Annotated in this window: 12 protein-coding genes; 6 read left to right on the top strand and 6 right to left on the bottom strand. The window is 64.4% G+C overall.

What is annotated here, in order from left to right:
- Window positions 1–38: 38 nt before the first annotated feature.
- Window positions 39–794 (bottom strand): TerC family protein, encoded by a 756-nt coding sequence (locus tag NCS28_RS18805; protein ID WP_250515269.1) that lies wholly within the window; start codon window positions 792–794, stop codon window positions 39–41.
- A gap of 254 nt (window positions 795–1,048) precedes the next feature.
- On the opposite strand from NCS28_RS18805, the gene NCS28_RS18800 reads away from it, so the two are divergent.
- The 3 genes from NCS28_RS18800 to NCS28_RS18790 all read left to right on the top strand — a co-directional run bounded on the left by NCS28_RS18800 (window position 1,049) and on the right by NCS28_RS18790 (window position 4,492).
- Window positions 1,049–2,203, top strand: a complete 1,155-nt coding sequence (locus NCS28_RS18800; RefSeq protein WP_250515268.1) for an OpgC domain-containing protein — start codon at window positions 1,049–1,051, stop codon at window positions 2,201–2,203.
- 150 nt (window positions 2,204–2,353) lie between these two features.
- Complete coding sequence (locus tag NCS28_RS18795) at window positions 2,354–2,527, top strand: DUF1328 domain-containing protein (RefSeq protein ID WP_035503665.1); 174 nt, start codon at window positions 2,354–2,356, stop codon at window positions 2,525–2,527.
- 99 nt (window positions 2,528–2,626) lie between these two features.
- Window positions 2,627–4,492: a sigma-54-dependent Fis family transcriptional regulator gene (locus NCS28_RS18790; RefSeq protein WP_250515267.1), complete on the top strand. Its 1,866-nt coding sequence runs from the start codon at window positions 2,627–2,629 to the stop codon at window positions 4,490–4,492.
- Between the two features lie 135 nt (window positions 4,493–4,627).
- Here NCS28_RS18790 and eutC read toward each other — a convergent pair whose 3' ends face one another.
- Entirely contained in the window at window positions 4,628–5,398 is a 771-nt protein-coding gene (eutC, locus tag NCS28_RS18785; protein WP_250515266.1) for an ethanolamine ammonia-lyase subunit EutC, read from the bottom strand.
- Window positions 5,395–6,771 carry an ethanolamine ammonia-lyase subunit EutB gene (locus NCS28_RS18780; protein ID WP_250515265.1) on the bottom strand — a complete coding sequence of 459 codons (1,377 nt, stop codon included), beginning with the start codon at window positions 6,769–6,771 and terminating at the stop codon, window positions 5,395–5,397. Before NCS28_RS18780 ends, eutC begins: the two co-directional genes overlap by 4 nt.
- Before the next feature lie 145 nt (window positions 6,772–6,916).
- Between NCS28_RS18780 and mnmH the strand changes: the two genes are divergently transcribed.
- Both mnmH and NCS28_RS18770 read left to right on the top strand, forming a co-directional pair.
- The gene (gene mnmH / locus NCS28_RS18775; RefSeq protein WP_250515264.1) at window positions 6,917–7,984 is read left to right on the top strand and encodes a tRNA 2-selenouridine(34) synthase MnmH; all 1,068 of its coding nucleotides are present in this window, start codon (window positions 6,917–6,919) and stop codon (window positions 7,982–7,984) included.
- A 30-nt stretch (window positions 7,985–8,014) separates the two neighbouring features.
- The gene (locus tag NCS28_RS18770; protein ID WP_250515263.1) at window positions 8,015–9,064 is read left to right on the top strand and encodes a permease; all 1,050 of its coding nucleotides are present in this window, start codon (window positions 8,015–8,017) and stop codon (window positions 9,062–9,064) included.
- Between the two features lie 18 nt (window positions 9,065–9,082).
- Here the strand turns inward: NCS28_RS18770 and NCS28_RS18765 are convergent, their stop codons facing one another.
- The 3 genes from NCS28_RS18765 to NCS28_RS18755 are packed head-to-tail and all read right to left on the bottom strand — an operon-like array spanning window position 9,083 to window position 11,600.
- Window positions 9,083–9,220 (bottom strand): hypothetical protein, encoded by a 138-nt coding sequence (locus NCS28_RS18765; protein ID WP_250515262.1) that lies wholly within the window; start codon window positions 9,218–9,220, stop codon window positions 9,083–9,085.
- Window positions 9,198–10,199 carry a cytochrome d ubiquinol oxidase subunit II gene (cydB, locus tag NCS28_RS18760; RefSeq protein WP_250515261.1) on the bottom strand — a complete coding sequence of 334 codons (1,002 nt, stop codon included), beginning with the start codon at window positions 10,197–10,199 and terminating at the stop codon, window positions 9,198–9,200. The genes NCS28_RS18765 and cydB overlap by 23 nt, the downstream gene beginning before the upstream one ends.
- Before the next feature lie 3 nt (window positions 10,200–10,202).
- Entirely contained in the window at window positions 10,203–11,600 is a 1,398-nt protein-coding gene (locus tag NCS28_RS18755) for a cytochrome ubiquinol oxidase subunit I (protein WP_250515260.1), read from the bottom strand.
- A gap of 348 nt (window positions 11,601–11,948) precedes the next feature.
- Here NCS28_RS18755 and ypfJ point away from each other — a divergent pair, with 348 nt between their 5' ends.
- Complete coding sequence (ypfJ, locus tag NCS28_RS18750; RefSeq protein ID WP_250515259.1) at window positions 11,949–12,821, top strand: KPN_02809 family neutral zinc metallopeptidase; 873 nt, start codon at window positions 11,949–11,951, stop codon at window positions 12,819–12,821.
- Window positions 12,822–13,001: the final 180 nt, after the last annotated feature.

The following is a 13,001-nucleotide window of genomic DNA, read 5'->3' as shown; positions in this document are numbered from 1 at the left end:
GATATCGGCGGATGACGACGGAACTTTAGGCTACGCGATCACTGCGAGTGCTGGCCGGGCGCTCGCCGCCCGTTCGCCCGCCGCGCCAGCATATTCAGCCCCTCGACCAGCGCCGAGAACGCCATCGCCGCGTAGATGTAGCCCTTCGGAACGTGCGAGCCGAAACCTTCGGCGATCAGCGTCATTCCGATCACGAGCAGGAAGCCGAGCGCGAGCATCACGATCGTCGGATTGCGTTCGATGAAGCGCGACAGCGGGCCCGCGGCGAACAGCATCACCGTCACGGCGGCGATCACCGCGACGAACATGATCGGAATGTGCTCGGTCATGCCGACCGCCGTCACGATGCTGTCGATGGAAAACACGAGGTCGAGCAGCAGAATCTGGCCGATCGCCGAGAGCGGCGTCAGCGACTTGCCCGATTCGACGCCGCTGTGCCCGTCGGCGTGGTGCGTGACGTGGTGGCGGATTTCGGTCGTCGCCTTCCAGACGAGAAACACGCCGCCCGCGATGAGAATCAGGTCGCGCCACGAGAAGCCGTGGCCGAACGCTTCGAAGATCGGCGTCGTGAGCCGCACGATCAGCGCGACCGTGCCGAGCAGGCCGAGCCGCATGACGAGCGCGAGCGCGATGCCGATGCGCTGCGTGCGCTCACGGTGCGCGGCCGGCAGCTTGTTGGTCAGGATGGAAATGAAGATCAGGTTGTCGATGCCGAGCACGACTTCCATCACGACGAGCGTGGCGAGCGCGGCCCAGGCGGCGGGATCGGTGAGGAGGGCGACGAGATAGTCCATGGTCCGGGAAATGATTCGACAGGTGAGGGCGAGATATTAGCGTGTTCGTCGTCGTTAATGAAAGGAACTTGAAAACTTCGTTCGAATCGAAAATGGAGCGGCGCTTCGGTCACAAATACCCGAATTGAAACGCTTATTTGCGCTTGATCTGATGATGCGCCGCCGCATTTACGGGTAAACTCCTATGCTTTCGTGCCGCGTATCCGTGGCCGCCGTCCAATCTCCTGTCGCCCAGGACACCGAACTCAAGCCGCATGCAGGGTAAATCGCAACGTCTCGTCGAGCTGGACTTCTTCCGTGGGCTAGTGCTGCTCGTCATCGTCGTCGATCATATCGGGGGCAGCATGGTGTCGCACTTCACGCTGCATTCGTTCGCGCTGAACGACGCCGCCGAAGTGTTCGTGTTCCTCGGCGGCTTCGCCACGGCGACGGCTTATGTGTCGCTCGCTCAGCGCCGCTCCGAAAGCGCGGCCCGCGTGCGCTTTCTCAAACGCGCGTTCGAGCTTTATCGCGCGTTTCTCGTCACCGCCGCGCTGATGCTCGTCGCATCCTTCCTGCTGCGGCCGTTCTTTGGCCACGCGCCGAATCTCGCGCTGCATGACCTCGACAGTCTGATGTCGCAGCCGCTTTCGTCGATCGCGGAGATTCTCACGTTCGAGCGTCAGCCGTATCTCGCCGCCGTCCTGCCGATGTATGCGCTCTTCGCGCTCGCGGTGCCGCTCATGCTGCCGCTCGCGCGCAACAAGCCGTGGCTGCTCCTTGGCCTGAGCCTCGCGCTGTGGGCGTTCGCGTCGCAGGTGGGCGAATTCATGCCTTCTGTCGATGACAACCTCTGGGACTTCAATCCCGCCGCATGGCAGTTGATATTCGTGCTCGGCGTGCTGGCGCGCTGTCAGCCGGTTTACCAGCGCGTGAGCGTGAACCGCTTCGGCTGGATCGTGAGCGCGGGCGCAGTCGCGTTGATCGCGGGCATGGCGTATTACAAGCTGCTCGTGCTGCCGCCCGTGCTGGACAGCGCCTTCAAGCGCGATCTTGCCGGACCGCGCGTCGTGAATTTTTTGGCTATCGCGTGGATCGCGGCGAATCTGGCGCGCTATGGCGTCGTCAAGGCCGTGGCGCATCGGCTACCGTGGATCGGGGCGTTGGGACGGGACGGCATGGTGTCCTTCGTCGCGGGGACGGTGATCTCGCTCGTCGTCGATTCGATCCTGTTCACGCTGACCGATGGCCTCGTCAACGTACCAGCGGGCCTCGCCGCAGATGCGATCGCCATCGGCGCGCTGCTTTCCGTGCCGCATGCGCATCGGTGGGTCGCGAACTGGCTCGGCACGCGACAGCCGGCGCCAGTGGCGATGGCCGCCCCCGCGCGTGCGACCGTCGCGGCAACCGTCGACAATCGGACGCATTGAAAACGTCTAGGAGCGGGCTTCGCAGCCCGCTTTTTCCTGCCCCATCCCGCAACTAACGGTCGGATTTTTCACCCGCCGACGACAACGACGATGATCGTCGAGGCACGCAGCTTGCAAGCGTATGGCAGCCCAACATAAACGGACTCGTCAATGCTCAAGCTCGCCATCCTGTTCGCGATCATTTCCGTCGTCGCCGGACTCTTCGGCTTTACTCGCGTGTCTTCCGGCGCGGCGGGCATCGCCAAGATCTGCTTCTTCATCTTCCTGATTCTGTTCGTCGTGTTCCTCGTCATCGCGATCACGGCAGGCTCGCTTGTGTTGTAGCGCGAGCGCGGGCCGACCCGCGTGCTTCCTCGGATCGACCCGCACGCCGCGGCGGTGTTACATTGCCCCGACGAGTGGATCGAAAAAAAGGAGGAGGCGATGCAGCATGCCATCGGCGCGGCCTTGCAGCCTGAGCAACGCGATGTGATCCGTCATTCGCACGAGCGCTCGGCCACGTTCGGCCTGTTCGAGACGATGCGCCCGGATTACGCCGTGCTGTCGGGCGCGGAACTCGCCGTCAAGCTCGGAGAGAGCCGTGCGCTCTTCTCGCACGCACTGCCGGTGATGGAAACGCTGTACGCGCAGATCGCCAACACGCACAGCATGATCGCGCTGACCGACGCGAGCGGTCTCATTCTCCATTCGCTCGGCGACGACGATTTCCTCGCCCGCGCAGAAAAAGTCGCGCTGCGGGCGGGCGCGTTGTGGAGCGAAGAACATCAGGGCACCAACGCGATCGGCACGACGATCGCCGAGCGCGTCGCCGTCACCGTCAATGGCGATCAGCATTATTTGCGCGCCAATCACTTCCTCACGTGTTCGAGCGTGCCGATCCTCGATCCGCACGGCAATCTCTCCGGCGTGCTCGATGTCACCGGCGATCGGCGCGGATATCACCAGCACACGATGGCGCTCGTGAAGATGTCCGGGCAGATGATCGAGAACCGCCTGATCGCGAGCATGTTCGGCGACGGGCTGCGCATCCGCTTTCACAGCCGCCCCGAATTCATCGGCACGCTGATGGAAGGCCTCGCCGTCTTCGATCTCGATGGTCGTCTGCTATGCGCGAACCGCAGCGCCCAATTCCAGCTCGGACGCGAGCTGGCGCATCTGCGTTCGCAGACGCTCGAGGCGCTGTTCGGCGAGCGCGTCGACGCGCTGATCGCGTGCGCGGGCGAAGCACCGTGCCGGCTCGAACTGCATAGCGGGGTCGCGGTGTTCGCGAGCGTCGAGTTTCACGCGCGTCCGGCGTCCACTGCGCCGCTTGCGACGGCCGCGATCGCGACGCGCGAGCAGGCCGGATCGACCCTCGCCGATCTCTGCACCGGCGACGCGCAGATGAACGATATCGTCGCGCGCGTGCGCAAGGTCATCGGCAAGAACATCGCCATTTTGATCGGCGGGGAAACGGGCGCGGGCAAGGAAATGCTTGCGCGCGCGATTCACGGCGATTCGCCGCGCCGCGCGGGGCCGTTCGTCGCGGTGAACTGCGCGTCGTTGCCGGAGACGCTGATCGAATCGGAGCTTTTCGGCTACGCGCAGGGCGCATTCACGGGCGCGGCGAAGCGCGGTGCGATCGGCAAGATCGTGCAGGCCAACGGCGGCATGCTTTTTCTCGATGAAATCGGCGATATGCCGCTCGCGATGCAAAGCCGCTTGCTGCGCGTGCTGCAGGAACGCGTCGTCGAGCCGCTCGGCGCGGGGCGCGCGGTGCCGGTCGATTTCACGCTCGTTTGCGCGAGCAATCGCAAGTTGCGGGAGTGTGTCGCGCAGGGGACGTTTCGCGAGGATCTGTATTACCGCATCAACGGTCTTTCGGTTACGCTGCCGCCGCTTGCCGAGCGCACGGATCTGCGCGCGGTCGTCGACAAGATGCTGCGTCGCGAGCGTTTTGCGGGCCGCATCGTCGGCATCGATGACGATGTGCTTGCGCTCTTTGCGCGTCATCCTTGGCCGGGTAACTTTCGGCAGTTGAGCAATGTGCTGCGCACTGCGTCCGCCATGCTCGATGATTTCGATACGCATATCGGCGTCGAGCATCTGCCGCATGATTTTCTCGATGAGCTGGGTGAACGGGGTTCGATTGGAGATGTACCGTTGGCGGCGAACGGCGCGCGTCTCGTTGATATCGAAGCGAGTGCGGTGGCTGCGGCGCTGAAGGCTCACGGCGGCAATGTGTCGGCGACGGCGCGGGCGCTGGGGATATCGCGGACGACGTTGTATCGCAAGTTGCGGATTCGATGATGGCTCGTGCGCCTGTGCTGTAAATGTCGGGCTTCTATGGATGGCCTGATTTCTTGTTGGTTTATCAGCGATGCCCCGCCCGCACAGAGGCAGTGCTGATAAACCGACACGATTCCGGGATCCGGCGCAAAAGATCTACCCTTCGAGCACCCCACCATCCGCCGAAGGCAACGCCCCGCTATGATCCTTCAACCCAACGCCAGTGAGTCTCAACGTACGCGCTTCATTCAACAGCCAAACCAGCTTAAACGCCGCATTCTCGTAACCGAGCCCTTCGGGCCGAACATTCGAGATGCAGTTACGCTCGGCATCATGACGGCCAGCGCGCGGCGCATAGGTCACATAAAGCCCGAGACTGTCGGGCGAACTTAGCCCCGGCCGCTCGCCTATCATCACCACGACGATCTTCGCCCGTAAAAGCTCGCCGATGCGATCGCCTAGCGCGACGCGCGCCTGCGTCGCGATCACGACGGGCGCCATCTTCCAGCCGTCGAGCTTCCCGCGCAGACACGCAAGCAACGGTGCAACGTGCCGTTGCGCGGCAAACGCCGACAGGCCATCGGCGGCAACAAAGACGAGTTCGGGTGGATCGTCGGTCGTGTCGGCGTGCGTGCTCAGACGTTCGACGCTCGCATCGTCGAGCATGCGTCCTAGATCCGGGCGACGCAGATAGTGATCGCGATCCGGCGCGGCGCTGCGCACCTCGAGCGCATCGAAACCGGCGGCGCGCAGGGCGGATACCAGCGCAGCCGTATCGAGCGGCTGATGCACCGCGTCGCGCGCCTGCGCATGCGCGAGCTCGAACGCGAGCAAGGGCGCGGTCGGCAGGCTGCTACCGACGCGGCCGAGCGCAATGCGTGCATTGGTAAAGCGCCGCAGCGCGTCCCAGGCGTCGGCGCTTTTCATGAGTCGATCCATTCGAGCAAAGGTTGCGCGCTGGCCGCGAGCAGGCCGCCGTGTCCGTCGGTGACGCGCATCTTCGCGAGCCATGCTTCGAATTCCGGCGCGCGCTTCAGGTTCAGCACGCGGCGGATATAGAGCGCATCATGAAACGACGTGCTCTGATAATTGAGCATGACATCGTCCGCGCCCGGCACGCCCATGATGAAGTTGACGTTCGCAACACCGAGCAGCGTGAGCAGCGTGTCCATGTCGTCCTGGTCGGCTTGCGCGTGATTGGTGTAACAGATGTCGCAGCCCATCGGCACGCCGAGCAGCTTGCCGCAGAAGTGATCTTCGAGTCCCGCGCGGATGATCTGCCGGCCATCGTAAAGATATTCCGGGCCGATGAAGCCGACCACCGTATTCGTCAAAAGTGGTCTGAAGCGCCGCGCGACCGCATACGCGCGCGCTTCGCACGTTTGCTGATCGACGCCATGATGCGCGTTCGCCGACAGCGCGCTGCCTTGTCCCGTCTCGAAGTACATGACGTTGTCGCCGACGGTGCCGCGCTCGAGCGACAACGCCGCGTCGTGCGCTTCCTCCAGCAGCCCGAGCGAAACGCCGAAGCTCGCGTTCGCCCGCTCGGTGCCCCCGACCGACTGAAACACGAGATCGACGCTCGCGCCTTGTTCGATCGCCGCGAGCGTGTTGGTGACGTGCGTGAGGATGCACGACTGCATCGGCACGTCGTAGCGCTGGCGGAAATCGTCCATCATCGCAAGCAATCTGCCGATGGCGGCGGGCGAATCGGATGCCGGATTCACGCCGATGACGGCATCGCCGCAGCCGTACAGGAGGCCGTCGAGCATGGACGCGGCAATGCCTTTCGGATCGTCGGTCGGATGATTCGGCTGCAGCCGCACCGACAGATGCCCGGGCAGCCCGATAGTCGTGCGAAAGCGCGTGACGACCGGGCGTTTTCTCGCGGCAAGAATCAGATCCTGGTTGCGCATCAGCTTGGAAACGGCCGCGGCCATTTCCGGCGTGACGCCCATCGTGATGCTTTCGAGCGCGGCGGTATCGGTGCTGTCGGCGAGCAGCCACTCGCGAAATTCGCCGACCGTCAGATGCGCGATCGGCGCAAAGGCCTCGCGCGAGTGCGTATCGACGATCAGGCGCGTGACTTCGTCGTCTTCATAGGGGATGAGCGGCTCGTCGAGGAACGCGGCGAGCGGCACCTGCGCGAGCGCCATTTTTGCGGCGACACGCTCTTCTTCCGTCGCTGCGGCAATGCCCGCGAGTTCGTCGCCGGAGCGGCGCGGGCTGGCGCGCGCGAGCAGCGTCTTCAGATCGTCGAAGCGGTAGCGGCGCGCGCCGATCGTCTCGTGATAGCTCATCGCTTCCCCCGGATGGATCGATTTGATGCACTTTAGCCGCTTCGCGCGCGCCGCGCCGCCGCGCTCAAAAATGCGCCGCCGGGCCGAAACGCGCCTGCGTGCGATAATTTTTCGCTCGATTCAGCCAAAGCCCCGCCCCCAGCCCGTGAAAAACCTCCTCGTCCCCATTGAGCGTCTGAGCGATTTCGAAGAAATCGTCGATGTCCGCACGCCGCTCGAATTCGCCGAGGACCGCATCCCCGGCGCGATCAACGCGCCCGTCCTCAGCAACGAGGAGCGCGTGATCGTCGGGACGATGTACAAGCAGGTGTCGCCGTTCGAGGCGACGCGCGTCGGCGCGGCGATGGTCGCGCGCAATATCGCGATGCATCTCGACACGATCTTCGCCGGCAAGCCGCGCAACTGGCGGCCGCTCGTCTATTGCTGGCGCGGCGGGAAACGCTCGGGCGCGATGACGACGTGGCTCAACATGATCGGCTGGCAGGCGCGGCAACTCGAAGGCGGCTACAAAAGCTACCGGCGCGACGTGATCGCCCGGCTCGGCACGCTGCCCGGGCGTTTTCGCTTCATCGCGCTGATCGGGCATACCGGCAGCGGCAAGACGCGGCTCCTGAAGGCGCTCGACGCCGCGGGCGCGCAGACGCTCGATCTGGAAGCGCTCGCGGCGCATCGCGGATCGCTGCTCGGCGCGCTGCCGGGGCACCCGCAGCCGTCGCAAAAAGCGTTCGATTCGGCGCTCGTGCACGCGCTTTCGGGTTTCGATCCGGCCAAACCGGTGTTCGTCGAGGCGGAAGGGCGGCGCATCGGCTCGATTTCGATGCCCGATGCCGTGCTCGACAATCTGCATATCGCGTCGTGCGTGCAGGTGGAGGCGCGCCGCGACGACCGCATCGCGTTTCTGTTGCAGGACTACGGGCATCTCTTCGACGACCCCGCGTTCTTCAAGGCGCAGTTGACGAAGCTCGTCGCGCTGCATAGCCGCGAGCGCGTGGCGCACTGGCATCGGCTGATCGACGAGAACGCACGTGCCTCGCTCTTCGCCGAGCTGATCGACCGCCATTACGATCCCGCCTACCGGCGCAGCAACCAGGCGCTCTATACTGAATTGCCGCACGCGGCGCACGTGCTGTTCCGTCCGAACGACGCAGACAGCATCGATCAGGCCAAAGCGCTGCTCGCACAGCTTGCCGAGACGATGCCCGCGCTCGGCTAGCCGATATTCACCACTCGAAAGAAAAAACTTATGACCACGCTCCGACAACCGCGCGTCGCCCTCGGCTGGATGGTGTTCCTGCTGATCGCCGTCGTTGGCCTCTTCTACGTGAAATGGTTTCCGTACTACAACCGCGCGTTCGTCGCGGCGAGCCAGCATTCGATCGGCAAGTCCATTCTGATGGGCACGGCCGCCAGCGCGCCCGAGCCTTCGTGGCAAGCTGCGCTCGACTACGCGATGGCCTACGGCAAAGCGATCTGGCAGGCGATGGTGCTCGGCCTCTTGCTCGGCTCCGCGGTGCAGGCGCTGATTCCGCCGCGCTGGGTCGCCCGCGCGCTCGGCGAGCACAACTTCGGCAGCGTCGTGAACGGCGGCCTGATGTCCTTGCCGGGCATGATGTGCACATGCTGCGCGGCACCGGTCGTCGCGGGCTTGCGGGCGCGCGAGGCGGCGCCGGGCGCGGCGGTCGCGTTCTGGCTCGGCAATACGGTGCTCAATCCGGCAGCGCTGGTGTTCATGGGCTTCGTACTCGGCTGGCAATGGACCGGTTTGCGCCTCGTGCTCGGCGTGCCGATGGTGTTCGGCCTGGGCTACGCGGTGAACCGCATGGTGACGCCCGCGCAGGCGGCGGCGTCGCGTCAGACGCTCGCGAAGCTGATCGAAGAAGACGAGCCCGGCACCGCGTTCTCCCGCTGGCTCAAGATCCTCGGCCGCATGACCTTGCGGCTCGTGCCGGAGTACATCGTGCTCGTGCTGCTGCTCGGCGCGGCGCGCGCGTGGCTCTTTCCGCACATCGGGCCGGATATCGGCAACGGCATGCTGTGGATCGTCGTGTTTGCCGTCGCGGGCACGCTCTTCGTGATTCCGACCGCGGGTGAAGTGCCCATCATTCAGGCGATGCTGTCGCTCGGCATGGCGACGGGCCCGGCAGGCGCGCTTCTGATGACGCTGCCGCCCGTCAGCGTGCCGTCGCTCGCGATGCTCGCGCGGTCGTTTCCGCCGCGCGTGCTGGCGTTCGTGGCGGCCGCGGTCGTGGTGTTCGGGATCGTGAGCGGGTTGCTTGCGGCGGCGTGGTTCTGAGCGCGCGGGCGTCGCGCGTCAATGAATCGCGGCGCCCGCCCGAATCAGCAGCTTGAACGGCAGCGCGAGCAGCATCGTGCCGCCGACGCCCGCCATCCACAGCGCGACGAACCAGAAAACCTTCCGCGCGCGCTCAGTGGTATTGATGTTCGCCATGACGCACCTTTCCTCTGAAGACCCAGTAACCGAACGTCGTATAAGCGACGATCACAGGCAAAATCACCGCCGCGCCGACGATCGTGAAAAGCTGGCTCGAACGGGGCGCGGCCGCATCCCAGATCGACACGCCCGGAAAAATCTCGTGCGGTGAAATGCTCGCGACGAGTCCCGCGTAGCCGAGAAGCACGAAGCCGAGCGCCATCGCGAACGGACGCTTCTCGTGGCGCGACTGAATCGAGCGGCGCATCGCCCATGCGCACGCCGCGACGAGCACCGGCACCGGCAACAGGCGATAGAACAGCGGCGAATCGAACCAGCGCGACGCGATGCCCGCATCCTGCAGCGGCGTCCAGATGCTCACCACCGCGATCGTCGCGAGCTGCAGGAGCGTCAGCGGCCACACCACGCGATACATCCGCCGCTGCAGATCGCCTTCGGTTTTCGCGATCAGCCAGCACGCGCCGAGCAGCGCATACGTGACGACGAGCGCGCCGCCCGTGAAGATCGCGAAGGGCGAGAACCAGCCGAAAGGTTCGCCGGCGAAACGGCCGTCGGCGACGGGAATGCCGCCGAGGAACGCGCCGAGCGCCACCCCCTGAAAGAACGTCGCGCCCGCCGATCCGCCGATGAACGCGAGATCCCACATCGGCTTCGTGCGCTGCGCCTTCGCGCGGATCTCGAACGACACGCCGCGGAAGATCAGGCACACGAGCATCAGCACGAGCGGCAGATAGAGCGCGGACAGCACGGTCGAGTAGACCATCGGGAAGGCGGCGAAGAGGCCCGCGCCGCCGAGCACGAGCCACGTCTCGTTGCCGTCCCAGACGGGCGCGACGGTGTTCATCATCACGTCGCGGTCGTGCTGGCCGGGAAAGAACGGAAAGAGAATACCGATGCCGAGATCGAAGCCGTCGAGCACCACGTAGAGGAACAGGCCGAACGCGATGATCCCGGCCCAGGCGAGTGTGAGGTCCATTTTTTATGCTCCTTCGATGGACTGTTGCGGAAGGCTGAGCGGTCGTCGCGCGCTGCCGTCGGAGGCCGGCGTGTGCGAGCCCGGCAGCGCGGGACCGTGACGCAGCAGCTTAAGCAGGTAGTAGATGCCGGTGCCGAACACGATCGTGTAGACAATGACGAACGCGAGCAGCGACACGCCGACTTGCTGCGCGGTGACGGGCGACACGGCGTCGGCCGTGCGCATCACGCCGTACACGACCCACGGCTGGCGTCCGGCTTCTGTCGTGACCCAGCCCGCGAGCAGCGTGATGAATCCGCTCGGGCCCATCGCCAGTGCAAAGCGATGGAACCAGCGCGCATCGAAGAGCCTGCGCGTGCGATGCAGCCACCACGCGGCGATCGACATCACGATCATCAGTACGCCGAGGCCCGCCATCACGCGAAAGCTCCAAAAAACGAGCGTCGAGTTAGGGCGATCCTGCTTGGGAAATTCCTTCAGGCCGCGGATCTCGCCGTCCCAGCTATGCGTGAGGATCAGGCTGCCGAGATGCGGAATCGATACGGCGTATTTCGTGGTTTCGGCTTCCATGTCGGGTATGCCGAAGAGATTGAGCGCAGTGCCGCCTTTCTCCGTGTCCCAGATGCCTTCGATCGCCGCGATCTTCGCCGGTTGATGTTCGCGCGTGTTCAGGCCGTGCGCGTCGCCGACGAGCGCCTGGATCGGCGTCAATGCGAGCAGCAGCCAGAGCGACATCGAAAACATCTTCTTGATGGCCGGATCGCGCCGGCCTTTGAGCAGATGCCACGCGCCGGTCGCGGCGACGACGAGCGCCGCGACGATGAACGCCGCAATCGCCATATGCGCGAGCCGGTACGGAAACGACGGATTGAAGATGATCGCCCACCAGTCCACCGGCACGACATGATCGCCTTCGATGCGAAAGCCCTGCGGCGTCTGCATCCAGCTATTGGAGGCAAGAATCCAGAACGTCGAGATGATCGTGCCGATGGCGACCATCAGCGTCGCGCCGAAGTGCGCTTTCGGCCCGACCTTGTTCCAGCCGAACAGCATGATGCCGAGGAAGCCCGCTTCGAGGAAGAACGCGGTCATCACTTCGTACGTGAGCAGCGGCCCGGTGATGGGACCGGCGAAGCTCGAAAAGCCACCCCAGTTGGTGCCGAATTCGTACGCCATGACGACGCCCGACACGACGCCCATGCCGAACGCGACAGCGAAGACCTTCGACCAGAAAAGACACAGCTCCTTGTAGACCGGTTTGCCGGTTTTGAGCCATGCGCCTTCGAGCACCGCGATGAAGCTCGCGAGCCCGATGGAAAGCGCAGGAAAGACGATGTGAAACGAGACGGTGAACGCGAACTGGATCCGCGCCAGATCGAGTGCTTCGGGAGTCGCATGCATGATGACGTGTGCCTTGGAAATTCAGACGTGTGACGGGCCGGAGCTTAGCGCTATTTCGAGAAAGTGTTGCGCTGCGTCAGTGAATTCGCATTGCGCGCAAATGCCGCACTGTCAAGGGTTTGACGGCGCTACGGGCTTGATTCATCGGCTATTTGGAGATGACGGAATAGTGCAGTGCGGCAAGAGCGCACACGCGCTTTCGCGACAATCGACCGCACTGTTTGCATGTGCCGCGAGGAAGCGCGGAGAAAGAACTTTTACGTTGGAATGGCACGAGACGTGCGAGGCGCGCGGGTACCATAGTCGCTTTTGAACAACGCGCACCTCGCGCGTAGAAGGAGAACCATCATGCGCCTCGATGACCAGCCAGAAAGTCAGAACGTGGAAGACCGGCGCGGCGGGGGCGGCTTCCGTGTCGGCGGCGGGTCGCTCGGTATCGGGACGATCATCGTGGCGCTCGCGGCGTCTTACTTCTTCGGCATCAATCCGATGACGATCATCAACGGCGCGCAGGTATTGCAGGGCAACGCGCCGCAACAGCAGGCCGCGCCGCGCAACGCGCAGCCCGCCAACGATCCCGGCGCCGTGTTCGTGCGCCGCGTGCTCGGCAACACGGAACAGACGTGGCAGCACATCTTCCGGGCGCAGTTCAATCAGGACTATCCGGCGCCGCGGCTCGTGATGTTCTCGGGTGCCACGCAGACCGCGTGCGGAACGGGTCAGGCGGCAATGGGCCCGTTCTATTGTCCCGGCGACCGCAAGGTGTATATCGATCTTTCGTTCTATCGCGAGTTGCGCGACCGCTTCGGCGCGGGCGGCGACTTCGCCCAGGCTTACGTAATCGCGCATGAGGTCGGGCATCACGTGCAGAACGTGCTCGGCATCATGGACAAGGTCGATCAGGCGCGCTCGCGGATGACGCGTGAACAGGCGAATGCGTTGTCGGTGCGCGTCGAGTTGCAGGCGGACTGTTTCGCGGGCGTGTGGGCTGCCGTCGCACAACGCGACAACGCGAAGCTGATCGAACCGGGCGACTTCGAGCAAGGGCTCAACGCGGCGGCCGCGATCGGCGATGACCGTCTGCAGCAGCAGTCGCAAGGGCGTGTCGTGCCCGAGGCGTTCACCCACGGCACGAGCGCGCAGCGCCAGCGCTGGCTGCGGCGCGGCATGTCGTCGGGCGATGTCGGCCAGTGCGACACGTTCTCGGCGCGCTCGCTCTGAACGCATCGCGCGCGGTAACCGATCTTGCCGAATTGACCTATTCTGGAACGATCGTCGCGCGCGCTTGCGCACTGCGCTTACAAACACTGACAGTGCGTTTGTCTCAAATTTATTAGAATCGCTGCTTTTCCGGGACTGGCCCAGCGCGCCCCTGGGCCTACACTCGCACCGGAGCATTCC

Source organism: Caballeronia sp. INDeC2, from assembly GCF_023631325.1.
Taxonomy (GTDB): Bacteria; Pseudomonadota; Gammaproteobacteria; order Burkholderiales; family Burkholderiaceae; genus Caballeronia.
The sequence above is the reverse complement of the archived record's forward strand: the minus strand, read 5'-3'. Positions and strand labels throughout refer to the sequence as shown.